The organism is Megasphaera massiliensis (assembly GCF_036305205.1).
GTDB classification, from domain to species: Bacteria; Bacillota; Negativicutes; order Veillonellales; family Megasphaeraceae; genus Megasphaera; species Megasphaera massiliensis.
Genome location: NZ_JAXIXE010000033.1, coordinates 24,428 through 47,387 on the forward strand (window position 1 = coordinate 24,428; position 22,960 = coordinate 47,387).

The 22,960-nt window shown below is 49.8% G+C and carries 21 protein-coding genes and 1 tRNA gene; 13 read left to right on the plus strand and 9 right to left on the minus strand.

Going from position 1 to position 22,960, the window contains the following annotated elements; genetic code table 11:
- Window positions 1–19 precede the first annotated feature (19 nt).
- Both UCI88_RS06235 and UCI88_RS06240 read left to right on the plus strand, forming a co-directional pair.
- On the plus strand, window positions 20–439 hold the full coding sequence (locus UCI88_RS06235; protein ID WP_225068762.1) for a MaoC family dehydratase: 420 nt from the start codon (window positions 20–22) through the stop codon (window positions 437–439).
- A 342-nt stretch (window positions 440–781) separates the two neighbouring features.
- A complete protein-coding gene (locus tag UCI88_RS06240) occupies window positions 782–1,741 on the plus strand; it encodes a 3-hydroxyacyl-CoA dehydrogenase family protein (RefSeq protein ID WP_330024132.1) in 960 nt (319 codons plus the stop codon).
- 137 nt (window positions 1,742–1,878) lie between these two features.
- Here the strand turns inward: UCI88_RS06240 and UCI88_RS06245 are convergent.
- Window positions 1,879–1,972: transfer RNA gene (locus UCI88_RS06245), tRNA-Sec, on the minus strand.
- Window positions 1,973–2,085: 113 nt separating this feature from the next.
- On the opposite strand from UCI88_RS06245, the gene UCI88_RS06250 reads away from it, so the two are divergent.
- Entirely contained in the window at window positions 2,086–3,198 is a 1,113-nt protein-coding gene (locus UCI88_RS06250) for a 4-hydroxybutyrate dehydrogenase (protein ID WP_256179606.1), read from the plus strand.
- A gap of 60 nt (window positions 3,199–3,258) precedes the next feature.
- On the opposite strand, the gene UCI88_RS06255 is transcribed toward UCI88_RS06250, so the two are convergent.
- The 3 genes from UCI88_RS06255 to UCI88_RS06265 all read right to left on the minus strand — a co-directional run bounded on the left by UCI88_RS06255 (window position 3,259) and on the right by UCI88_RS06265 (window position 6,676).
- Window positions 3,259–5,430: a PTS transporter subunit IIABC gene (locus UCI88_RS06255; RefSeq protein WP_256179607.1), complete on the minus strand. Its 2,172-nt coding sequence runs from the start codon at window positions 5,428–5,430 to the stop codon at window positions 3,259–3,261.
- A 261-nt stretch (window positions 5,431–5,691) separates the two neighbouring features.
- Window positions 5,692–6,105, minus strand: coding sequence for a flavodoxin (locus UCI88_RS06260; RefSeq protein ID WP_044505318.1), 414 nt, complete (start codon window positions 6,103–6,105; stop codon window positions 5,692–5,694).
- A 13-nt stretch (window positions 6,106–6,118) separates the two neighbouring features.
- Window positions 6,119–6,676: a DUF3793 family protein gene (locus UCI88_RS06265; protein ID WP_256179608.1), complete on the minus strand. Its 558-nt coding sequence runs from the start codon at window positions 6,674–6,676 to the stop codon at window positions 6,119–6,121.
- 198 nt (window positions 6,677–6,874) lie between these two features.
- Here UCI88_RS06265 and UCI88_RS06270 point away from each other — a divergent pair, with 198 nt between their 5' ends.
- Genes UCI88_RS06270 through UCI88_RS06280 form a run of 3 tightly spaced genes read left to right on the plus strand, consistent with a single transcriptional unit; the run spans window position 6,875 to window position 8,374 of the window.
- Window positions 6,875–7,273: a PaaI family thioesterase gene (locus UCI88_RS06270; RefSeq protein WP_044505320.1), complete on the plus strand. Its 399-nt coding sequence runs from the start codon at window positions 6,875–6,877 to the stop codon at window positions 7,271–7,273.
- 11 nt (window positions 7,274–7,284) lie between these two features.
- The gene (locus tag UCI88_RS06275; RefSeq protein ID WP_256179609.1) at window positions 7,285–7,929 is read left to right on the plus strand and encodes a lactate utilization protein; all 645 of its coding nucleotides are present in this window, start codon (window positions 7,285–7,287) and stop codon (window positions 7,927–7,929) included.
- 31 nt (window positions 7,930–7,960) lie between these two features.
- On the plus strand, window positions 7,961–8,374 hold the full coding sequence (locus UCI88_RS06280) for a SoxR reducing system RseC family protein (protein ID WP_256179610.1): 414 nt from the start codon (window positions 7,961–7,963) through the stop codon (window positions 8,372–8,374).
- A gap of 79 nt (window positions 8,375–8,453) precedes the next feature.
- Here the strand turns inward: UCI88_RS06280 and UCI88_RS06285 are convergent, their stop codons facing one another.
- The 5 genes from UCI88_RS06285 to thiS form a co-directional block, all read right to left on the minus strand.
- Window positions 8,454–8,975 carry a cysteine hydrolase family protein gene (locus UCI88_RS06285; RefSeq protein ID WP_044505323.1) on the minus strand — a complete coding sequence of 174 codons (522 nt, stop codon included), beginning with the start codon at window positions 8,973–8,975 and terminating at the stop codon, window positions 8,454–8,456.
- 18 nt (window positions 8,976–8,993) lie between these two features.
- On the minus strand, window positions 8,994–9,584 hold the full coding sequence (locus UCI88_RS06290) for a thiamine phosphate synthase (protein WP_256179611.1): 591 nt from the start codon (window positions 9,582–9,584) through the stop codon (window positions 8,994–8,996).
- Between the two features lie 219 nt (window positions 9,585–9,803).
- Window positions 9,804–10,970: a 2-iminoacetate synthase ThiH gene (gene thiH / locus UCI88_RS06295; RefSeq protein WP_044505325.1), complete on the minus strand. Its 1,167-nt coding sequence runs from the start codon at window positions 10,968–10,970 to the stop codon at window positions 9,804–9,806.
- A 14-nt stretch (window positions 10,971–10,984) separates the two neighbouring features.
- The gene (locus UCI88_RS06300) at window positions 10,985–11,755 is read right to left on the minus strand and encodes a thiazole synthase (protein WP_065360995.1); all 771 of its coding nucleotides are present in this window, start codon (window positions 11,753–11,755) and stop codon (window positions 10,985–10,987) included.
- Between the two features lie 50 nt (window positions 11,756–11,805).
- The gene (thiS, locus tag UCI88_RS06305) at window positions 11,806–12,000 is read right to left on the minus strand and encodes a sulfur carrier protein ThiS (RefSeq protein WP_044505327.1); all 195 of its coding nucleotides are present in this window, start codon (window positions 11,998–12,000) and stop codon (window positions 11,806–11,808) included.
- Between the two features lie 257 nt (window positions 12,001–12,257).
- Between thiS and UCI88_RS06310 the strand changes: the two genes are divergently transcribed.
- The 7 genes from UCI88_RS06310 (at window position 12,258) to UCI88_RS06340 (ending at window position 22,933) form a co-directional block, all read left to right on the plus strand.
- Window positions 12,258–13,529 carry a hexokinase family protein gene (locus tag UCI88_RS06310; RefSeq protein ID WP_256179612.1) on the plus strand — a complete coding sequence of 424 codons (1,272 nt, stop codon included), beginning with the start codon at window positions 12,258–12,260 and terminating at the stop codon, window positions 13,527–13,529.
- Between the two features lie 149 nt (window positions 13,530–13,678).
- Window positions 13,679–15,076, plus strand: a complete 1,398-nt coding sequence (gene pdxR, locus UCI88_RS06315; RefSeq protein WP_256179613.1) for a MocR-like pyridoxine biosynthesis transcription factor PdxR — start codon at window positions 13,679–13,681, stop codon at window positions 15,074–15,076.
- A gap of 2 nt (window positions 15,077–15,078) precedes the next feature.
- Window positions 15,079–16,344: a metallophosphoesterase family protein gene (locus UCI88_RS06320; RefSeq protein WP_225068774.1), complete on the plus strand. Its 1,266-nt coding sequence runs from the start codon at window positions 15,079–15,081 to the stop codon at window positions 16,342–16,344.
- A 4-nt stretch (window positions 16,345–16,348) separates the two neighbouring features.
- Window positions 16,349–19,342, plus strand: coding sequence for an AAA family ATPase (locus UCI88_RS06325; RefSeq protein WP_256179615.1), 2,994 nt, complete (start codon window positions 16,349–16,351; stop codon window positions 19,340–19,342).
- Between the two features lie 205 nt (window positions 19,343–19,547).
- Complete coding sequence (locus UCI88_RS06330; protein ID WP_256179616.1) at window positions 19,548–20,969, plus strand: sigma-54 interaction domain-containing protein; 1,422 nt, start codon at window positions 19,548–19,550, stop codon at window positions 20,967–20,969.
- 280 nt (window positions 20,970–21,249) lie between these two features.
- Window positions 21,250–22,608, plus strand: a complete 1,359-nt coding sequence (locus UCI88_RS06335; RefSeq protein ID WP_065360989.1) for an acyclic terpene utilization AtuA family protein — start codon at window positions 21,250–21,252, stop codon at window positions 22,606–22,608.
- 4 nt (window positions 22,609–22,612) lie between these two features.
- Window positions 22,613–22,933 carry an AtuA-related protein gene (locus tag UCI88_RS06340; protein WP_065360988.1) on the plus strand — a complete coding sequence of 107 codons (321 nt, stop codon included), beginning with the start codon at window positions 22,613–22,615 and terminating at the stop codon, window positions 22,931–22,933.
- The last annotated feature ends 27 nt before the right edge of the window (window positions 22,934–22,960 follow it).

The following is a 22,960-nucleotide window of genomic DNA, read 5'->3' on the forward strand; positions in this document are numbered from 1 at the left end:
ATTCTTTTAAGGAGGTGATATGATGGCAAGAAATATTGCGTACGATGACATCCATGTAGGCGACAGAGCCTCGGTGTCGAAGACGATTTCTGAACACGACGTGTATGCTTTTGCCGGGGTTACGGGCGATTTCAACCCGGTCCATGTCAATGCGGAATTTGCAAAGAATTCGCTCTTTAAGCAGCGCATTGCCCACGGTATGATTTCAGCCGGTCTCATTTCGGCTGTACTGGGAACCGAACTGCCCGGTATCGATACGATTTACATGAACCAGGAGCTCAGCTTTTTAGCGCCTGTATTGTATGGAGATACCTTGACGGCAACGGTTGAATGCATTGAAAAAGACGACGCCAAACATCGGATTGTATTCCGGACTACCGTTACCAACCAGCACGACAAGCTGGTAACTGACGGAAAAGCACGAGTTATGAAAAAATAAGTTTTGTCGGTCGGTTTCACACGCCGGCCTTCCTTTAAAAAGCTCATAGATAAAACCTGCTCATAGAAATAAAAGCCTTCGAATCTTGGAGAAACCGCCCTTTTACCATGATTTGGAGGCTTCTATTTCTATAAAGGGGGGGCGGCAGCCTTCGGTGCAGATGATTACGCTGTCTTTGTGTAGTGCAGCTATGCTTTAGGCGGTGTTCACTCATCTTTATATTGAGATTTACAGGCCGGTCCTTTATTATATATACTATAAGGCCGGTAAGATGGTGGCTTACCCGGTTTTGCGCGGTCTTGGCCCATTCACCGGCATATCACAGCGAACGGGAGATACGATATGAAACAAGTAAACGAGATTAAACGGATTTGCAATTTAGGCTGCGGCACCATGGGTTTTGGCACGGCCATTGACTTTGCCCGTCATGGCTATGACGTAAACATGTTTGGCCGCAAGGATGCCAGTATTGAACGGGCTATGGGGAATATTCGGGCGACGCTGGCCATTATGAAGGCTAATGAACTGCTGACTGATGAAGAGGAAAGGGCCTTGGTGAAGCGGATTCACGGCGTTACGACGATTGAAGAAGCCGCCCGTGATGCCGATTTTGTCATTGAATCGGTGGCTGAAGATATGGTCGTTAAACAGCAGGTGTACCGGGAATTAGAAGGATATCTTCCACCGGACGTCATTTTTGCGACCGATTCATCGGGATTCTCGCCGACGGAAGTGTCGTCCGTCTTGGACCATCCGGAACGGTTTGTCGTCGCCCATTTTTGGAACCCGCCGTACCTCATGCCCTTGGTGGAAGTCGTTCCCGGTGAAAAGACGAGCCGAGAAACGGTGGATATTACGTGGAAGCTCATGGAAAAAATCGGGAAAAAGCCGGCGGCGCTCTTAAAAGAAGCACCAGGCTTTGTCGGTAACCGCCTGCAGTTTGCCCTCCTTCGCGAGGCCATTCATTGTGTTCAGGACGGGATTGCAACGGCAGAAACGGTTGATTTTATTTGTAAATACGGTATCGGACGGCGGCTCGGCGTTACGGGGCCTCTTGAAACGGCCGATCTTGGCGGTCTCGACGTCTTCTACAATATTTCCGCCTATCTGAATGCCGACTTGGCCGACGATAAGGAAGGCGCGGCTCTCCTGAAACAGTGCGTCGATGAAGGCCGCCTCGGTGCTAAAACGGGGACCGGTCTTTATCCCTGGACGCCTGAAGAACTGGAGAACATCGAGAGACGGCGTGAAGATGTCCTCATTGAGTGGCTGAAAAAAGATAAGGCCGGTCAAAAATTTTGACCGTCGATATAGCGGTTCTTCCTTAAAAGAATAAGCCCTTTCCGAATCGGGAAGGGCTGTTTGTTGTCTTCTATCTTGTTCTTAGGGGCTTGTCCGGATGGATGCTTTTCAACAAGGGATTCGCAATCTCTTTATTATGGCGGGGAAGGGGGATCGAACCCACCTGAGAAGCTGTTAACCCCTCACGCTGGTTTTGAAGACCAGAGGGAACACCAGAACCCGTCCTTTCCCATAATAGGTATATTATATCACGGATGGCATGGAGCCGATACGGTTGAAAAACGCTTTGCATTTTTGTACACTGTAGATAATAGCCATACTGCTTTTGAAAGGAGTCTGTTCGAATGATTGAATTACAGCTTAAACCGACGATTTACTCTTATGATACGTGCCGGGACTTTGCTTCCGATTTTCACCTGGGAGCAGGGGACCTGATCATTACCAATGAGTATATTTTTGAACCGAATTTTAAAGTCTTGAATCTTCCCTGCCACGTTCTTTTTCAGGAAAAATACGGCAGCGGCGAGCCGTCTGACGAGATGGCCGAAGCCATTTACCGAGATATACCGGCTGATGTGAAACGAATTATCGGCATCGGCGGCGGCACGGTCATGGACCTTTGTAAGTTATTCGTTTTGAAGAAGGTCAGCCCGATTCTCGACCTCTTTGACGGGAAGACGGCCATTGAAAAAGGAAGGGAACTGATCTTGGTTCCGACGACGTGCGGCACAGGCAGTGAAGTGACCAACGTTTCGGTCATGGCCCTCATCAGCCGCCACACGAAAAAGGGGATTGCGAGTAACGCCCTTTATGCCGATAAGGCCGTCCTCATTTCCCAGTTATTGAAGACCCTGCCCTTTCCCGTCTTTGCGACGAGTTCTATCGATGCTCTCGTCCATGCTGTCGAATCGGCCTTGTCGCCTGATTCCAGCGCCAGTTTCCGCGTCTTCAGCTATCAGGCCATTGAACGAATCCTCAGCGGTTATTTACAGATCCGCGACCACGGTCCGGAAGCCCGCCTTCCCTTGATGAAAGATTTCCTTTTGGCCAGCACCTGGGCCGGCATCGCCTTCAGCGTTCCCGGTTGTGCTGCCGTTCACGCTATGAGTTATCCCTTGGGAGCGAACTACCACGTGCCCCACGGTGAATCGAATTACGCCATGTTTACCGGCGTCATGAAGCATTACATGACGATTAAATCGGATGGGGAAATTGCCCGGCTCAACGCCTTTATTGCGGCTATCTTAGGCTGCGATGCCGATGGCGTCTATGATGAGCTGGAAAAACTGCTTAACGTCATCCTGCCGAAGAAAGCCCTTCATGAATACGGGGTGAAGGAAGCGGAACTGGCTGAATTTGCCAAGTCGGTCATGGAAAACCAGGGCCGATTGATGGCCCATAACTTTGTTCCCTTGTCTTATGACGACGTTTACGAAATCTATAAAAGTCTCTATTAAGGGTATAAAAAATGAGATGCTCCCGAAGGGGCATCTCATTTTTTTATCTTAGTAATCGGCTTAGAAATAGACAGCCTGGTCGCCGGCTTTTACCTTGCCGCTCGCAGCGAGGTGTACTTCCGGGACTTGGTCCGTGTCGGTGAAGATGCATAAGCAAGCGTCAGAAGGCGCGTTGGCTTTGATGTATTCATCATCGAATTCCATCAGTTTATCGCCTTTCTTTACTTCCTGGCCGTTTTCGACGAAGACTTTGAAGCCCTGGCCGTTAAGGTTGACCGTGTCGATGCCGATGTGCAGCAGGTATTCGACGCCGTCGGCGGTGGTCATGCCGAGGGCATGTTTCGTATCGAAGACGAAGGTGACGGTACTGTCCTCCGGTGCATAGACTACGCCATCTTCCGGATATACGAAGAATCCGTCGCCGGTCATTTTTCCGGCAAAGGCTTCATCCGGAGCTTCCGTAATCGGATGGAGGGCTCCTGTGAATGGCGAGTTGAAGTAGCGTTTTTCAGCGTCTGATTTTTCTGGAGCTGTTTCTTTTTTCGGCTCTTCAACCGGTGCCGCTTCCGGGGCGGCTTCCGGGGCGGCTTCGATGGGGCCGTCCTGGGGATTGGTTGCCAGGTAATTTTCCAGATTGGATTTGATGACGGCAACCTGAGGACCATAGACGACCTGAACGCCGGTACCTCTCTTGATGACGCCGACGGCACCGGTTGCTTTCAGGGCTGCGTCGTTTACCAGAGCGGAATCAGCAACAGTGCAGCGCAGGCGGGTGGCGCAGGCATCGACAGAGGTGATGTTTTGGCTGCCGCCGAGGGCCTGAGTAATCGTTTGGCTGACGGCATCGCCGGAAGCCTTGTCAGCTGAGCTTTCTTTGGCTGCGGCATCGCGGGCCTTGACATCGGCTTTGGTGTAGAGCTTCGTTGCCGTATCATCGTCTTCACGGCCCGGTGTCTTTAAGTTAAAGCGCTTGATGAGGAAGGTGAAGATGAAGTAATACAGGAAGAAGTAGATGATGCCGACGGGGATGATGTACATCCAGCTCGTCTTGTCTTGGCCTTGCAGAATGCCGAAGATGAAGAGGTCGAGGAGACCGCCCGAGAAGGTAAGGCCTACGGCGATGTTCAGGATATGGGCAATCATGTAGGCTGCGCCGGCCAGGATGACCTGGACGTAGAACAGCATCGGTGCGACGAAGAGGAAGGAGAATTCAATCGGTTCGGTAATACCGGTGAACATGGACGTCAAGGCTGCGGATAAGAGCAAGCCGCCGGCGACCTTTTTCTTTTCCGGTTTTGCCGTGCGGTACATGGCAAGGGCTGCGCCGGGGAGACCGAAAATCATGAAGATGAATTCACCGGAGAAGTAGCGCGTTGCATCGGCACTGAAATGAGCGACGTTCGGCGAGGCCAGCTGAGCAAAGAAGATGTTCTGGCCGCCCTGGATGAGCTTGCCGTCGATCATCATGGAGCCGCCGACGCCGGTCTGCCAGAAGGGCAGGTAGAAGACATGGTGCAGGCCGAACGGAATGAGGGCACGTTTGATGATACCGAAGATGAGGGTCCCGACATATCCCGTGCCGGTTACCAAACCGCCGAGGGCAAAGATGCCGTTCTGGACGACAGGCCAGATGAAGTACATGGCAATGCCGACGAACATGTAGACGACGGTCGAGATGATTGGAACGAAACGGGAGCCGCCGAAGAACGATAAGGCATCGGGCAGGACAATCTTATGAAAGCGGTTGTGCAGGTAGGCGACGCCGATACCGACGATGATGCCGCCGAAAACGCCTTCTTGAAGGGACATGATACCGTTGATGTTGGCAATGGTACCTTCGAGGACGTCCGGGGAAACGGTATTGTCGGCGAGTACCTTGCCCGTCAATTTTAAGACGGAACTCGTCGATGCGTGCATGACGAAAAAGGCAATCATAGCCGACAAGGCTGCGACTTCCTTTTCTTGTTTGGCCATGCCGATGGCGACGCCGACGGCAAAGATGATCGGCAAGTTGCCGAAGATGATGTTGCCGGCATCACTCATGATGGTGAGCAGGGAATGAAGGATGGTCCCATTCCCGAGAATGTTTTCCAATCCATAGGTCTGGATGGTTGTGGCGTTTGTGAAAGACGCGCCGATACCGAGAAGCAGACCGGCGATAGGTAGTATGGCTACAGGCAGCATGAAGCTGCGACCGACAGCCTGTAAAATAGAAAAGACCTGGTCTCTCATGCAATAAAGCCTCCTTTAAAAATAAAAAATGAGAATGAATGTAATCCGTTATTATTGTAGCATAGCCAGCGGGAATGCGTACCATGAAAGTAGAGAATGACTGTATCGATATCGCATGGGCACTTGACAAAAACGTATAAAATTGGGATCAAAAACGTTCCCAATCGAAAAAAACAGCTAAGACATGAGAAAAGGGACCGCATACTGTGTCGGGTATGCAGCCCCTTTCCTAGAGGAGAATGAATATGAAGTTAAAACAACTTATGCCTTAGCGGCAAGTTCGCCCAATTCTTTGCACTCGGGAGCATTATCCGGCGTTTCGTTGACGATAGCCGTCCCGATGATGGTGGCGCCAGCGTCTTCCGTACGCTGTTTCCAATTATCCATCCATTCGCCGGAGCCCCAGCCGTAAGAGCCGAAGAGGCCGACTTTCTTGCCTTTTAATTTGGGAGCGAGGTCTGCAAAGAATGGTTCGACAATGGAGTCTTCCAATTCTTCAGCACCCATGGCCGGGCAGCCGAGCAAAATAACGTCTTTACCGGCTACATCATCGACGGTGGTATCTTCGAAGCGAACCGATTCTACATCTGCACCGGCAGCTTTGACAGCTGCTTCAATTTCACTTGCCATTGCTTCCGTATTACCTGTTCCACTCCAATATGCGATTTCTACCATGATTAAATCCTCCTTATGCTACGATGAGCGATTCTAATGTTGTCCCAATTGCAAAGCGATTTAAATAATCCTGTCGGCAGCAGGTATAGCGCTGGAACGTGCGGGCTGCGGCGTGGACATCGCCGTAGACCTTCCATTCACCACAGAGTTTGGCGTGGTTTCCCCGATTGGTAATGAATCCGCAGACATCTTCCAAGGGATAGCCGAGAAAGATGCCTGCTTCGTGAGGAAAGCAGCCGTCTTCTGCAAAACGCGAAGCGAGACGGTCTAAAAATGCCGATATATCCTGACAGTCTGCATAGCCGAATTGCTGCAAAAATGAAGAAATGTCTCGCCGCTGTATGTACCTTAAAACTACATTTGGACGGTATACATACAGCAAGGTGCGCTTAGGACAGGCATACAAGATGCGAAAATATAATCCTTTAGCATTATATTTATGATTGTAATTTTCAATTAAATCATCATAAGTTTGACCGTCCTCGAGCCGGGGGAGACAGAGAAGGGATGCCTGTTTAAGTCCCGCTAGAGTCGGAGAACAGTGATTAATTAGCACACAATCTAAATTCATATCGGTATGCCCTCCTTTCGCTTTGTTGCCTTTAGTATAGTTTATTTGAAATCGATTGTCAATATAAAGATGATAACCATTTTCGAATAATTAAACTTTTCGCAGCGGGTGAACCTGTTCACAATGCCTGCCGAATCTTTCACGAGACTTGCCAAATATAGTATAATAAAAGAGTATTAAAGTAGAGGAGGGTGTGTTATGGAAGGCGCTAGCGCTACGAATCATTGTTTCGGCTGCGGGCGTGATAACCCGATTGGTCTGAAACTGGATATGCATATAGAAGACGGCCGCTGTGTGGCTTATTTTACACCGAAGGCAGAGCATGAAAGCTATGGAGATCGGATGCATGGCGGTCTGACCAGTACCTTATTGGATGAAGTCATGGGTGACTATGTCTTTCGCACGGAGGGGAAACCGGCCTATACGGCACGGCTCGAGATACGCTTTCGCAGCGCCATCCGCATCGGCGAAACGATTAAAATCGAAGGTTGGCCGGAAGTACACCGTCGTCGCTTATTTATCATGAAAGGGCGTATAACCCATGCCGACGGCACGCCAGCTGCCGAAGCTACGGCAGAATTAATGCTGGCAAAATAGGAGGTTTTAGAATGGATAGAACGGATATGACCCACCGCATGTATGACATTAAAGGACCGTTAGTGGCTAAGAAATTTGAAGCCCGTGGCTTTGAGGCGACATACTGTCCCACGGTTGAAGCGGCATTGAAGCAAGCGATTTCTTATATTCCGGAAACGGATGTCGTCTCTTGGGGCGGTTCGGCTTCGATCAATGAAATCGGCCTGCGTCCCTATGTCTTGGAACACAATCAGGTCATCGACCGCGACTCTGCCAAGACGCCGGAAGAACGGGTTGAATTGATGCGTAAGGCCTTGCTCTGCGATACCTTCATCATGGGGACCAACGCAGCCATTCAGGATGGTCAGCTCATCAACATCGACGGCAACGGCAACCGTGTGGCAGCTCTTTGCTACGGCCCGAAACAGGTCATCGTCATCGTCGGCATGAATAAAGTCGTTCCGACGGTTGAAATCGGTATTGAACGGGCCCATACGGTAGCGTCGCCGAAAAATATCGGCCGCTTTCAGAATGTCGGGACGCCCTGTGCTAAAACGGGCATGTGTGCTCACTGTACGACACCGGAAAGCATTTGTGCTCAAGTCGTTCGGACGCGGGTCTGTAAGCCCCAGGGACGAATTAAAGTTATCTTAGTTGGAGAAGATCTGGGCTTTTAAGCCTTAATTTACCTATCGAGGGGAGATTTATATGAGAACAGGAACGGGTGTCATTGAAGAGGTTTGTGCCGACGGATTGGTCAAGATCCAGACCAATCGCAGTAATCTGTACTCGCCGTGCAGTGACAGCATGTGCGCTGACAACGTCGTCATCGACGCCGTCAATCCCATTGGTGCCAAGAAAGGCCAGTTTGTACAGTTTAATATTCCCGATGCCGGCATGGGGGTCAAGGGCATCGTCTGTTTCGGTGTGCCGCTGCTGCTCATCATCGTCTTCGGCATCATCGGCTACATCTTGGGCGGTCAGGTAAAGGCGACGCCGGAAATGACGGCCTTTGCCGGCATGATCATTGGCGGTATTATCGGCTGCCTTATTCTCAAAGGATACGAAAAGAAGATCAATAACAATCAAAACAAGGCGACGATTACGGGCATCATTGCCTGATTTCGCCAGGACTATCTGTTTGATAGCCAAATGCAAAAAGGCTGCACACCGTGTGATGTGCAGCCTTTTACGTATGAAGTTATACGATATCGATTTGACAATTCTGCATAATCTTCAAAGCCATTTCATGGGCCTCCGGTGTAGAGCCGGCGCAGCAGGAGCTGTCGACGACGATTTCTTTTTCCGGATAATGGGCCTTCAATAAAATCGCATTGGAAACGACACAAATATCGGTACAAAGCCCCATGAGGACGAGTCGGTCATAATCTTTGACTTCATCGACCAAGGCCGGGCAGCCGAAAGACGGCTTTTCAAAAATCTCTGCCATGAGCGTGTAAGGCAGGAGCTGTTTGCAGATGCGCCAGCCCCGCGTATCCTTGATGCAGTGGGCAATGGGGAGTTTTTGACCTTCCCGGGTTTCCAGATAATCACTGTCATGGGTATCCTGCGTAAAAATCAGATCCGTCTCTTGGTCGGTATCTTTTTTGCTGGCAACGATTTTTGCTTCGACATGGGGAACGATGGCTTGAGCCTCAGGCGTGCCTAAGGAGCCGTCGATAAAATCATTTTGCATGTCGATGATGATATATGCTTGCGTCATACAGCCCTCCCCTATTCTTTAGGAACGAAGTTCTTTCAAGTATTCCGGGACGTCCGGGCAGGTCATGAGACCTGACATCAAGGCTACGCCGGTAACTTGGGAGTCCTGAAGCTGGGATACTGTCGTGGGGTTTACGCCGCCTAAGGCGTAGACGGGAATGTTTACGGCGCTGCAAATTGCCTTTACCGTATCGACTCCGATCGGTTTATCCGCCGGTTTGCAGTCTGTCGGGAAGACGTGGCTGGCCATGATATACGTGGCGCCAAGTTCTTCGGCTCGGACGGCTTCTTCTACGGTATGGACAGAAACGCCAAGGGTCGTCATATAATACAATAAGGAAGAGTGGCTTTCAAGGTATGACAAGGAGCATTGGAAACGAGGAATGTGAAGTCGAATGGCGACTTTGCCAAAATGTTGAAGGATACACGTCTTTTGGTGAATGCTGCAGAGGCGAAGTGCCCGTTTGGCATAGTCCGTGTAGTCATCTTCAGAGAGCGTTTTTTCACGAAGGACGATGAAGTCTACGTCGGATGCAGCAATTTGTTCGAGCTGGTCCCAGTAGTTTGTCGCCGCAAGTTCGTGGTTTGTAATGGCAGCTACTTTTAACACAATTATCACCTGAATATTAGAGTATTTTATACTACAAATATACAGTAATCTCATACTAACGTCAATGATTATACCAATAGAATATAATAGGGCCCTCCTATGAGTTAAACGCTTTAGAACATGCGGGTTTACGACAAAAGCAGGTCGGGGTGGATTAGGTCCTGACCTGCTTTTGTCATAGTTCTATATAGGTATTTAATAGTGGATATCAGATAAGTATTACAAATAAATATACTCGCTCGTGAGGGGCTGGAGGCCCATGTTCTTGATGTCAGCGTACATCTGGTCGAAGGAACGGCCGTCGGTGATTTCAAACTGTTCATCACCCATTTCCGACCCGTCTTGATGCAGGTGGCCGCCGATGCCGACGCAGACACTGGCCGATACCTTGGTGGCTGCAATCTTCATGATGGCATTGCGGAAGGAAGCACTTTCACGGCTCGATACGACGATGTTGGCGTAAGGCAGGAATAAGCGATAGGCACAGATGATTTGCGTCAGCTTCCGTTCATCGACATCTTTTGGATTGATTTTGTCGTTGTTGATGATCGGGCAGAGACGCGGACAGGACAGGGAGATTTCAGCGTGAGGGTACTTGCGCTGCATGAGCCAGGCGTGCATGCCCGTTGCCAGGGCGTCTTTCTGGTAGTCGTCGAGGCCTAAGAGGGCTGCGAAGCCGACGCCGCGCATGCCGCCGAGAATAGCCCGTTCCTGAGAATAGAAGCGGTACGGGAAGATTCGTTTATGGCCGGCCAAGTGGAGCGTTTCGTATTTGTCGGAATTGTACGTTTCCTGGAATACAGTGACATAGTCGGCGCCGCATTCGTGGAGATAGGTATAGTCCTTGGTGTTGGTCGGGTATATTTCCATGTTGATGACACGGAAGTACTGGCGAGCGATTTTGACGGCGTTGCCGATGTACTTGATGTCGCTCATCTTCGGACTTTCACCGGTCAGCATGATGACTTCTTCAATGCCCGAGTCGGCGATATTCTTGCATTCTTGGTGAAGTTCCTCGTCGTTCAGACGGGCCCGTTTTATTTTGTTGTGCGAGTTGAATCCGCAGTAGATGCAGTGATTGTCGCAGTAGTTGGCAAAATAAATCGGCGTCATGATGGAAATGTTGTTGCCGAAGTGGCGGCGCGTGACCAAATGGGCTTTTTGAGCCATTTCTTCGAGGAACGGGGCAGCTGCCGTCGATAAGAGGGCCATGAAGTCCCGCGGGTCCAAGCGTTCTTTCGATAAGGCCATGCGGACGTCTTTAGCGGTAAAGTCTTCATTGTTAAATGAATCGTGAATGGCGACGACTTGGTCGAGCATGTCGGAATCGAGGATTTCCATGCCCGGCAGGTAGGTCATATGGTCGATACGTTTTTCTTCTGTCATGATCGCATTCCTCCTCAGGCACCTAAGAAACCGGTAAGCGGATCTGAAGCCGATGCCGTTTCACGGATGCGGCCGAGGCCGGACAGATAGGCGTTGCGGCCGGCGCGAATGGCTTCGCCGAAGGCCTTGGCCATGAGAGGAAGGTCGCCGGCCGTTGCGATAGCCGTATTGGCCATGATAGCAGCGGCACCCATTTCCATGGCTTCACAGGCTTGGGACGGACGGCCGATGCCGGCGTCGACGATGATGGGCAGATCGACTTCGTCGATGAGAATCTGGATGAAGTCCTTTGTCGATAAGCCTTTATTGGTGCCAATCGGAGAGGCTAAGGGCATGATGGCAGCGGCACCGGCATCGACGAGGGCCCGGGCTGCGTAGAGGTCAGGATACATGTAGGGCAGGACGACGAAACCTTCTTTTGCGAGGATTTCCGTAGCCTTGATCGTTTCGTTGTTGTCGGGCAGGAGGTATTTGGAGTCGCGCATGACTTCGATTTTGATGAAGTCGCCGCAGCCGATTTCCCGCGATAAACGAGCGATGCGGACGGCTTCTTCAGCCGTTCTGGCGCTGGACGTATTGGGCAGCAGGGTGACGTCTTTGGGGATGAAGTCTAAGATATTGTCTTTTTCACCGGCTTCGACGCGGCGCAGGGCCATGGTGACGATTTGTGCGGCGCCTTGTTCGACTGCCGCCTTGATGAGGTCGACAGAAAATTTGCCGGAGCCTAAGATGAAACGGGACGTGAATTCATGGCCGCCAAGGACCAGTGTATCTTTCTTTTCCATTGGGAGACACTCCTTTTATATTGTGTAGGTTTTCTGCTTAGTCAGAAGGGTTAGCCCCCGCCGACAAAGTGGACGATTTCCATGGAATCGCCGTCTTTTAAGGTCACCGTGTCATAAGCTTTACGCGGTACGATCGTGCCGTTCAGTTCGATGGCGATGCGGTCTGTGCGATAAGCCTGGTCGGTAAGATAAGACAGCAGGTTCTGGCCGTCTGCTGCGATGTCCTTGCCGTTGATGCGTATCATGCTGGCCCTCCTTTCTATGCATTAAAAAAAGGCCGCACGAAGACTTACACCCAAGGTGGTGTACCCCTTCGTGCGGCCTTTTGTTTCGGTCTCACTCTACCTTTGATTATAGACGATTGCCTGAAAAAGTCAATCGTTTTATGCCAATCAGTACCAAACGGTATCCCTGACCGATATGGTCGAAATAGGGCGGACTGGCGGCGTGACAGGGAACATAGTATAATAAAATTATAAACTCACGAGAGGTGATGACTGTCATGAATGAACGGATGGATTGGACGGATATTGCCCGCTATTTTTACTTGCCTGATGAGCGGCTGCAGGCGATTTCCCGTGATTTCTCGGCCGATATCGACAGGGCCTTGGCCGGTGAGGCCGGCGCCACGGTTTCGGCTGAAAAATCGTATGCATCCCTGCCGGAAGGGGATGAAAAGGGCGTATTTTTGGCACTGGACTTTGGCGGGACTAATGTTCGAGCCTCGCGGATTCGCCTCTTGGGACGACATTGCTATATCGTCGAAAAAAAGGTATCCCGACCGCTGAAAGTGGCCGGTGAGTACGATTACTTGTCCTCTTCGACGACGGCGTCAGAACTCTTTGATTTCTTGGCCCGTCTTGTCGGCAAAGTAGCTCGCAGCGGCCAGTCTTATCGACTGGGGCACGCCTTTTCTTTCGCCTTGAAGCGGACCGGTATCGAAGACGGCCGCCTCCTCTCCTGGTCTAAGGAAATTGCCGTTTCCGGGGTCGAAGGTGAGAACGTCAACGCCTTGCTGAAAGCGGCGCTCCGGCGGCAGGGACTCAGCGACATCGAGCCCGTGGCCCTTGTAAATGATACGACGGCCCTCTTGCTGTCGGCGTCTTATACGATGGAGAAGGTCCGTATCGGTATGGTCTGCGGTACCGGGTTTAATGCCTGTTATTATGAGCCGGAATGGAATATGATCGTTAACTTAGAGGCCGGCGATTACAACGGCGTTACGGGTCATCACTGGGATGAGGCTGTCGATGCCGGATCGTCTCAGCCGGGGCTGCATAAACTGGAAAAGATGATGAGCGGCGCTTATGCCTCGGAACTCTTTCGCCAAACGCTGTTGACCTACTTTGACACTCAGGAACTGCCTCCTTTTACGACGGAAGCAATGAATGATATCATTGGGAACGATGATGATCAACAGGGCCGGCTTACGATGGGGCGGCTGTGGAATCGCATCGTCTGCTTGGAAGATGTGCGCCCCATAAGGCATATCGGAGCGGCTATTTTTGTGCGTTCAGCTCAGCTTGTCGGCGCCGTCGGCTGTGGTATTCTGCATCATTTATATAAAGAGCTGCCCATTCCGAGTCAGACCATTGCCATTGACGGAGGTGTTTTAAAACACGTTCGAGGTGCCTTGGTTATGATGGAAGATGCCATGCAGGCCTGCCAAAATGAAGGTCCTAATCGGGAAAAACAGATTTCCGTCGATCCGATTCTCATCCAAGATGGGGTCTCCGTCGGTGCTGCGATTGCGGCTGCTATGAGCATAAGATAGTTTTTATAAGAAAATATATGGATTTGCCAAGGAATCGCCGGGTATCCCCCTTTTCAGGCGGCGCATTTTTCGGTACAATATAATATTACAGAGACAACCATAGACATGGCGACGCCACAGAGGGGAGAAGGGGCCTTAGGCCGGATGCAATGCTGCAACTCGACAAATCTATCAGCAAACCATTTTATGTACAAATTTACGAATATTATCGCCAGGAAATAGAATCGAGCCGCATGGTAGCCGGTATGCGTCTCGATTCTGTGCGTGAATTGGCTCAAGCTGCCGGCATCAGCAAGATGACCGTGGAAAAGGCCTACTACCAATTGGCCAGTGAAGGCTATATCCTGCGCCGGCACAAAGCACGCTATGAAGTAGCCTCCTTGGGCCGGCGGGAACAACTGCCGGAAGAAGGCCGTCCAATGCGGGTGCAGGAAATCGTACATCAGCCGGTGTATGACTATGACTTCGCCAGCGGCGACATGGCCTTGGAGCGATTCCCCCTCGATATTTGGCGAAAGTACATGAATCGTGTTTTGTCAGAGCCGGATCGCCTGTTGGCGGCCAATGACGACCAGGGCGTCCCTGATCTGCGCCGTGCTCTGAGCCGTTACGTCTATGAAACACGCGGTGTCCATGCAGCGCCTTCACAGATTGTCATCGGCGCCGGTACGATTTCCCTGCTGGGCATATTGACGCACTTACTGCGCTGTAAATACGACTGCATCGGCGTTGAAGAGCCAGGATTCCGACTGGGGCGGGAAATCTTTCGCAACAGCGGCTATTCCATCGTTCCCATTCCTATTAAGGGCGGTCTCCTTCAGGTCGATGATCTGGAGCAAAGTAACGTTCGCTTGGTCTACGTCAGTCCGTCCCATCAGTTTCCGACGGGAACGGTCATGCCGGCCGGCATTCGCCATCGTCTGCTCCAATGGGCAGGAGAGACTGACGGACTCATTATCGAAGACGACTACGACAGCGAGCTTCGCTATTACGGCCGCCCGGTACCGGCACTTCAGGGACTGGACCGCAGTGGCCGCGTCATCTATATGGGGGCCCTTTCGAAGGTATTGCCTTTTTTTGTCCGCCTGAGTTATATGGTGCTTCCGCCGGAACTCATGCCGTTATACCATGCCCGGCGAGGTCTCTTTCGGCAGGGCGCTTCTGTGCCGGAACAGTGCGTGTTGGCGGAATATATCCAGAGCGGCGAACTTTCACGCCAAGTCCGCCGGCTGCGCAAGGATTATCAGGAAAAAGGCGAATTCTTGAGGAAACTCCTCGTGGAGGCCTTTGGCCGGGAAATCGTCGTCGGCCAACTCGTTTCCGGCATCTACTGTCACGTCCGCCTGCACAGCTCCTTGTCAGAATCGGATTTGCTCAAAAAAGCGGAACAGCAAGGCTGCCGCGTCTTATCCATGCAGTCTTTTTATGAAACACCCTCACAGGAAACCGACAATGAGTTTCTCCTGTCATTTTCAAAAATTCCCAGCTGTAAGCTCCGTGATGCCGTTGCGGCCCTGCATGCAGCATGGTCAGAGAAGGAAGGATAATAATGGCGAAAAATTTGCGGTTTATTCAATGCGGAGATCTTCATTTAGGAAGCCCGTTCCATAATCTGGCCGCCATCGATGATCGCTGGCAGCGTATCATCGGCAAAGCTCCGGTCCGGGCCTTTCAAAAAATCGTACAGCTGGCTATCGATAAACAAGTTCACGCCGTTTTGATTACGGGTGATGTCTATACCAGTGCCAATCACAATCTCACGGCTCAGCTCGATTACGTGCGGCTGCTTCATAAATTGGCCCAGCATCAAATTCAGGTCTTTGCCGTCCTTGGCAATCACGATCCTCTGGAAGCTTGGAAGGCAAAAATACCTTTCCCGCCCAACGTTCATATCTTTTCGGCAGAGGCTGTCGAACGGGTACCGCTGCTCGTTGACGGCGAAGAAGCGGCTGCCGTTTACGGCCAAAGCTATGCTAAAGGCGAACAGCGGGAAAATCTGGCCTGGAAGTTCAACCGTGCCGCCGGAGATACCTTTTCTATCGGCCTGCTCCACACCCAAGTCGGCAGTCGTGAGTCGACGTATGCTCCGTGCACCCTTGACGATTTAAAAGAATGCGGCATGGATTATTGGGCCTTGGGTCATATTCATAAACACGAAATTTTATGTGAAAAACCGTATATCGTCTATGCCGGCAATCCCCAAGGGCTGGACTGCACGGAAAGCGGTCCTCGGGGCTGCTATTACGTTGAAGTCGGCCCTTATGGAACGACGAATATCGAGTTCGTCGATACCAGTATCGTCCGCTGGGAAAGCATTGATATTGCCATCGACGGCCTCGAGTCCGTATCGGAACTGCGCGGTGCCGTGCGCTTTGCTAAAGAAAAAGTGCGCCGTGATATCGGGAAACCAACGTTCTTGACCGTTAATTTTACGGGCAGCGGCAGTATGTACCATGTCATCAACAATCCGGAAGCGACACAGTACTGGCTGGAAAGCTGGCGTGAAGAAGAACAGGGAAAATATGCCTTCGTCATGGTCGAACGGCTGCGCAACCTGGCCCGTCCGAAAATCAATATGGATGAACGGAGTAAATTGCCCGACTCCATTGGCGATTATTTAAATGTTTTCGACAATTTAGAAAAATTGGAGCCTGCTGAAAAAGCAAAGGCCCTGCGGGATATCCTCATGAATCGGCCCGAGTTCGAACGCCTCGGTGCGTATGGCCGGGCGATTTCTGATGACCGCCTGCTGGAAAACTTTGAAAAAGCCAAGTGGCTGGGCATGCAGCGCTTGCTGGAACATAGAAGAGGATAATGTCATGAAGATTATACAGATGGAATTAGCTGATTTCGGGATTTATCATGGTGTCAAATGGAATCCCCCGGAAAGCGGACTGATCGTCATGCACGGCCGTAATGAAAGTGGGAAGACGACCCTTATGAAGTATGTTCGCTCCATGTTCTTCGGCTACTTGCGGGGCGACTGGCACGGCTATTTCGGCAGTATGGATATCCGCCGGGAAGACGGAAAAGAATACCGGATCGTCCGCAATGAAAAAGAATATACCTTATCGAACGGCGACGAAAACCTTCAGGAAGAACCGGCCGATTTGTGGTGGCACGGGCTGGATCGTCAGACCTACGATAAGATTTTCGCCATGGGTCTTGAGGACCTTCAGGGCTTTAAAATCCTGTCCAACGAAGCCGTTCGCAATCACTTTTTCAGCATTGAAGGCGGCGTCGCCATGGGGCTGGCCCGCAGTGAAGTGGCCAAAGAGATGGGGGAACTTCTGGTCGCATCTCCCCAGGGGAAAAAGCCCATCAATGCCCTCCTCAATGAACAGAAAGACTTCGACCGCCGGATCAGCAGCCTGGCCTTTGATGAAGATGAATTCGCGAACTTACAGGAAACGGAGCGGACGACACATGAAATCGAAAACCGCATCCGTCTCGATATTGAAGAATCAAAGCAGCAGATCGAGCAGATTTCCATGCCCATCGCAGCTTGGGACGTCTATAAACGTGGTCAGGATGCTCTGCAGCAGATGCAGAATTTAGCTGACGTATCGCAGTTTCCCTTAGATGGCGCTCAAAAATGGGCCGATATGGATCAAAAGATCAAGGAAATCGACGAACAGATTAAGCACTTGAAAGAAATGAACCAAAAGGGACCGGCTTTTCAAGAATCATGGAAGCGCTGGCTCGTCTGCGGTCCTCAAATTGAGGATATTTACCGCAGTATTCCGGCTTGGAAGCAAGGCCTTGATGAATTAAAAGAACACGAAGATAAAGAAATAGACTGGGATTTTGAAAAAAACAAACAGGCAGAGGTCTTGAAAGGGTGGACTGTTACCGGTGAAATTCCGGAAACGGTCGACTGGCCGCGCGGAATGGCTGCGGCTTCAACCCTTGAACACAGCCGTCAGGAAATGGAAAAGTGGCAGGCTGCCAAGCCCAAGAACGTCTCGTCGCCGGAACTTGATGAAGAAGATACGGAAAAGTCGAAAGACGAGTGGAATACTGTTGGGACAGCCGTATCAGCCATTCAGTCGGCCGTTACGGAACGGCAGACCCTGCAAGAACAGCTCGATTGGCTAAAAAATGGGGCTACGGGCCCGTCGAAGGCCTTTATCGTATTAGGTGTGCTCTTTCTCTTAGCCGCGGTCGCCTGCGTCGCTGCGGTATATCTGGCAGACTTTGACTCAACCCTCGGACTGGGTGCCGGGGCGGCCTGTGCCGTCATCGCCGTCATCTCCCTGGCCCGTCAAAAAACGGGGACCGATCGTATTCCCCGTAAAATTGCTGAAATAGAGAATCAATTAGGGAAGCTTAATCAGCAGATAAGCGACCTTTCAAAAGACGCTGAAATCAACTTAGATGTGGAGGCCGCCAACGATCGCTGGCAGCAGGAATTAGACGGCGTCCGGAAACAGTACATGGACTGGCAGACGAAGGAATCAAAGAATGCCTGGCAGAAAGAACAAAAAGTGATGTACGATGCCATCTATGGCACCTGGCAGGAAGAAGGAAATACCTGCAAGAAAAAACTCTTAGCCAGTGAAACGGCTTGGGAAGGCTGGCGCGATCAGTCGGGATTTACGAAACTTGAAACGGCGGATATGGCCAAAGCCAAAGAAGCCTGGGATATATGGAAACAGATGACGACGGCGTCGAACGATTGGAAGCGGCGTAAACTCGATGTCAACAGTTCCATTTCGCGTTGGACGGATACGGCAGAACAGATTTTCCGTGAAGTCGGCGTTAAAAAGCCGGTATCTCCCGACGAGGCAGAAGCCGTATATAAACAGTGGCAGGATATCCGTGTCCAGGCAGAAGTTGCCAAAGAGCAGGACCGTCAACAGAAAGAACGGGAAGCTCAGATTGAAAGCCTGGCCGAAGAACGGGAACATAAAGTTCAGATGCAGCGGGAACTGCTTAGCGCTGCCGGGGCCAAGACCGATGCGGAATTCCGCAGCAAATTATTGAAATTCCGTCAATTCCAACAGTATAAGGAAGTCTATGACCAAACGGAGGCTCATATTCGGCTCATCGCCAAGAATCCTAAAAAATTGTCGGAACTGCGCCATGAATTGAAGATACACACGCTGAAAAACTGGACCGACGAACGCGATTACTATCAGAAAAAAATCGCCGAGGCCGAAAAGAAACTGGCCGAAGTGGCTGAAAAACGAGGCAGTATCATTGAACGCCTGAGTCAGATGGCTAAGAGCGATGAATATGGGAAACTCTTGCAGACCCAGCAGAACCGCAAGGCCGATTTGGACCGCCACGTCGATGACTGGCTGACCTATATGTATACCCAGTACATGCTCGAACAGGCTCAGGATTACTACGAAAGAGTCCGCCAGCCCATCGTCATTCGTCAGGCCGGTGAATACCTCAATCTCATGACCCAAGGGCGTTATACCCTTCAGGCCAGCCTCGACGGAAAGCAGCTTTTCGCCGTCGACGGTACCCAGCGCCGCATACCGGAAAAACAGTGGAGCAGCGGATTAGGCGACCAGATTTACCTCGCTATCCGCGTCAGCCTGGCCATGGCCTTCTCGCGGCAGATCGAACCGATGCCGCTCATCCTCGACGACATCCTGGTCCGCTTCGATGAACAGCGCCAAAAAGAAGCCATTCACTTTTTAGCGTCCTTAGGTAAAAAAGAACAGATCTTCCTGTTCACCTGCTCGGCAGCGACCCAGAAAGTGGCCCAGGAAGTTCAGAAAGAACTTTCCGGAGAAACCGATACGATCCATATTTTTGAAATCGAAAAAGGAAATATCCAACCCCAAACGGCTTCGTAACGAGATTCTCGATACACAACAGACAGCTCGGTTTTGCCGGGCTGTTTGTTGTAACTGGGGCTTTTAGTCGGTGCGTACGATAGATCCCGTCAGATGTTTCTTATAACCCAATAACTTTGAATTTGTCTGAGAACGAATGAATTCTATTGAAAAATAGTATGTATAAGCAGGTATCCATCAGATTATTGGTAAGGTAGGTGATTTTATGAGTGTGTTGGCTGAAAATGACGCTATTGCCAGTGTCATGATGTGGGAGGCTATGGATGCTGTCAATGACGGAATCGTTATCGTCGATAAGACGTCGCGTATCCTCTATGTCAATAAGGCCTATACGAAGATTTTGGCTGTCTCGAAAGATAAGGTGCTTCATAAGCAAGTAAAAACGATTGAACCGGGAGCACTTATTTTGCAGGTTCTTCAAAACCAAAAACCGGTTCTTCATCAATTAGTGGAAGTAAAAACGCGAGGGAAAAAAATACGGGTAACCATTACGCCAATCATGAAGGACGAGTCTCTCGTCGGGGCCGTATCAGTATTCAATGATATTACAGAACTGTCTCGAAGTCAGGCCGAGTTGGAGAAGGCACAGCGGCTTAATCAATCGATTTTTAAAGCGGCTGCTGACAGTGAAATCAAACTGCCGGTTGAATTTTCTCATGTCATTGGTCAGAGTCCTAATTTTTTGCGATGCCTGCGCTTAGCAGAATTAGTTGCACCGACAGATGCGACGGTACTTATCGAAGGGGAAAGCGGGGCAGGGAAAGAAGTTTTTGTCAATGCAATACTATCTATTAGCGGTAAGAGAAAACAACCGTATGTGAACTTAAATTGTTCGGCCATTCCGGAATCTTTGATGGAAAGTGAACTTTTTGGTTATACTTCGGGCTCGTTCACCGGTGCTGCTAAAGGTGGGAAGACCGGAAAGTTCGAACAGGCCGATGGCGGTACGATTTTTTTAGATGAAATAGGCGAGATGCCCCTCTTTATGCAGTCAAAATTATTGAGGGTACTGCAGTCCGGAGAAATCCAAAAAATAGGTTCACAAGTAGTTCAAAAAGCTGATGTCAGGGTTATTGCCGCGACGAATCGCGATTTGAAACAAATGGTCCGGGAAGGTAAATTCCGAGATGACTTATATTTCCGCTTAAACACATTTAAAATAACGATTCCGCCGCTGCGTGAACGTGGTGAAGATATTCTGTTATTGGCGGAATTCTTTTTAGAGAAATATGCACAAAAGTATGGGAAAAAAGTTACAATCTCTCCTGAAGTGAAACAGTATTTTTTAACCTTTCCGTGGAATGGCAACGTCCGCCAACTGCAAAGTTGTATGGAATATGCCGTCATTGTTTGCAATGAAGGAATCATTCAGTTGGAACACTTACCGGATGACCTTCTGCAGCATGAGGATCAAGACCGTGTGAATACTTCTTTTAGTGCGTATACTGTCGAAGATAGCCGTGATTATTCCTTGAAATCCGGTCTTCAAATGATTGAAAAGAAGCGAATTCAACAGGCAGTATTGGAGGCGAACGGAAATAAAACGAAAGCTATGAAGGCGCTAGGAATCAGCCGCCGCACTTTTTATAAGAAGTGGAAGCAATATGGGTTTGATGAAGAATTATAAAACGTATACTATGTAAACATGTTTCACGTAATTTATCGTATACTATGTAAACACCATGACCTATTTAGGTATACAGTTGTGTGCCTGAATGGGTCATGGTGTTTTTTTGTAAAATTTTAATTAAAGGTGATAGCACTGCTAGAATCCCAATCTCTAAAGATGGAGGACTTCTTTTTTCGGCGTCTTTTCTTGATTGGCATAAAAATTTCATATAGAAAGGCGTGTCAGTAACATTTCGATACTGTGATGTATACAATACAAAGAAAAGAGGTAAACCCGTATGAAAACAATTCGAATCGGCGGTGGACAAGGCTTTTGGGGGGATTTAAGTGATGCCCCTATCACGATGGCCAGAGAGGATAATTTAGATTATATCTGCTGCGATTACTTGGCTGAATTAACTTTATCGATCATGAGAAGACAGCAGGAAAAGCGCCCGGAAGCAGGCTATGCACGTGATTTTATTACAGCCTTAAAAGGAATGCTGCCCTATATTACGCAAAAAGGAACGAAAGTCATCACCAATGCCGGTGGGATGAACGTTAAAGCCTGCGTTGAAAAGGCGAAAGAAGTTATTCGCGAAGGCGGATACAGCTTAAAAGTAGGTTACGTTTTTGGTGATGATGTGCGTGAAATGATTCCTCAGCTCAGAGAAAAAGGCATTACCATGAAACATATGGATACCGGCGAAGATATCGATCGTATTTTGCCGAATATGGTCAATGCGAATGTTTATTATGGCGTGGAACCCATTGTCAAATGCTTGGAAGACGGTGCCGATATCATTATTTTAGGCAGATCGACCGATACAGCTATGTTTGAAGCTCCGCTCATGTATGAATTCGGATGGAAATCAGACGACTGGACGGCTAAGGCAACGGGGATTTTAGCCGGTCATCTTTGTGAATGCGGTGCCCAAGCAACCGGCGGCAACTATGATTACGATTGGGAACATGTTCCCAGCCCGGAAAACCTGGGTTACCCTATTGTTGAAGTCAGTGAAAAAGGCAGCCTTATCTTGACGAAAACTAAGAACACCGGCGGCCTCGTTACACCCCAGTCCGTTAAGGAACAGCTGCTTTATGAAATTCATGATCCGTCAAAATACATTACGCCCGATACCGTTGCTGATTTCAGCAAAATTACATTGGAAGAAATTGAACGGGACCATGTGGCCGTCCGAGGCGTCACCGGGACCCCAGCCCCGGATACCTTAAAGCTCTGCGTAGGTTATCTTGAAGGGTACCGCACGATTGCTTATTTGCCATATTCCTGGCCGCGAGCTTTAGACAAAGCCAAAATGGCAGCTGATATTCTCGATAAGCGATTAGCGATGAAAAATGCGCATATTGTTCGTAAGCATATAAGTTATCTTGGTGTAAACGCTCTTCACGGCCCTCTGGCACCGGAACTTAATGCCGATCTCAATGAAGTGGTCCTTCGCTATGCCATCATGACTGAAAACAAGCAGGAAGGCTTGAAACTTACGCCGGAAGTCGCAGCTGTCAGCAACCTGAATGGACCGGCACAGGGATGCTTCTTCGGCGGGCGCAGTCGTCCGAGTGAAGTCTTTGCTCTCTGGCCGACGTTAATCCCGAGAGATGCTATTAAGCTTACGACATATGTTGAGGAGGTATAAAAACATGAAAGTACAGTTAAAAGATATTGCTCACGGCCGTTGTGGAGATAAAAGTGATACGTCTAATATTTGCATCTATGCAAGAGAACCTAAATATTATAAATTTATGGAAGCACAATTGACGCCGGAAAATGTTCGTCGCCATTTTGAGGGCTTGGTATTCGGAGATGTCATTCGTTATGATGTGCCTCAGTTGGACGGATTTAATTTTGTCATGCACCACGCTCTTGATGGCGGTGCTACACGTTCACTGCGCCTTGATACATTGGGAAAATGTATGGAAGCAGCTCTCCTGAGAATGTATATTGAGGTGGACGAGGACTAATCAATAAAAAGTTATAAATTTTAAACT

Coding starts and splice junctions, on each gene's coding strand:
- UCI88_RS06330 (WP_256179616.1), top strand. CDS start 19,548: ATGAGTGTGTTGGCTGAAAATGACGCTATTGCCAGTGTCATGATGTGG.
- UCI88_RS06265 (WP_256179608.1), bottom strand. CDS start 6,676: ATGAATTTAGATTGTGTGCTAATTAATCACTGTTCTCCGACTCTAGCG.
- UCI88_RS06300 (WP_065360995.1), bottom strand. CDS start 11,755: ATGGAAAAGAAAGATACACTGGTCCTTGGCGGCCATGAATTCACGTCC.
- thiH (WP_044505325.1), bottom strand. CDS start 10,970: ATGACAGAAGAAAAACGTATCGACCATATGACCTACCTGCCGGGCATG.
- UCI88_RS06235 (WP_225068762.1), top strand. CDS start 20: ATGATGGCAAGAAATATTGCGTACGATGACATCCATGTAGGCGACAGA.
- UCI88_RS06275 (WP_256179609.1), top strand. CDS start 7,285: ATGGATAGAACGGATATGACCCACCGCATGTATGACATTAAAGGACCG.
- UCI88_RS06340 (WP_065360988.1), top strand. CDS start 22,613: ATGAAAGTACAGTTAAAAGATATTGCTCACGGCCGTTGTGGAGATAAA.
- UCI88_RS06285 (WP_044505323.1), bottom strand. CDS start 8,975: ATGACGCAAGCATATATCATCATCGACATGCAAAATGATTTTATCGAC.
- UCI88_RS06320 (WP_225068774.1), top strand. CDS start 15,079: ATGGCGAAAAATTTGCGGTTTATTCAATGCGGAGATCTTCATTTAGGA.
- pdxR (WP_256179613.1), top strand. CDS start 13,679: ATGCTGCAACTCGACAAATCTATCAGCAAACCATTTTATGTACAAATT.
- UCI88_RS06255 (WP_256179607.1), bottom strand. CDS start 5,430: ATGAGAGACCAGGTCTTTTCTATTTTACAGGCTGTCGGTCGCAGCTTC.
- UCI88_RS06240 (WP_330024132.1), top strand. CDS start 782: ATGAAACAAGTAAACGAGATTAAACGGATTTGCAATTTAGGCTGCGGC.
- UCI88_RS06335 (WP_065360989.1), top strand. CDS start 21,250: ATGAAAACAATTCGAATCGGCGGTGGACAAGGCTTTTGGGGGGATTTA.
- UCI88_RS06310 (WP_256179612.1), top strand. CDS start 12,258: ATGAATGAACGGATGGATTGGACGGATATTGCCCGCTATTTTTACTTG.
- thiS (WP_044505327.1), bottom strand. CDS start 12,000: ATGATACGCATCAACGGCAAGGACATCGCAGCAGACGGCCAGAACCTG.
- UCI88_RS06260 (WP_044505318.1), bottom strand. CDS start 6,105: ATGGTAGAAATCGCATATTGGAGTGGAACAGGTAATACGGAAGCAATG.
- UCI88_RS06270 (WP_044505320.1), top strand. CDS start 6,875: ATGGAAGGCGCTAGCGCTACGAATCATTGTTTCGGCTGCGGGCGTGAT.
- UCI88_RS06280 (WP_256179610.1), top strand. CDS start 7,961: ATGAGAACAGGAACGGGTGTCATTGAAGAGGTTTGTGCCGACGGATTG.
- UCI88_RS06325 (WP_256179615.1), top strand. CDS start 16,349: ATGAAGATTATACAGATGGAATTAGCTGATTTCGGGATTTATCATGGT.
- UCI88_RS06250 (WP_256179606.1), top strand. CDS start 2,086: ATGATTGAATTACAGCTTAAACCGACGATTTACTCTTATGATACGTGC.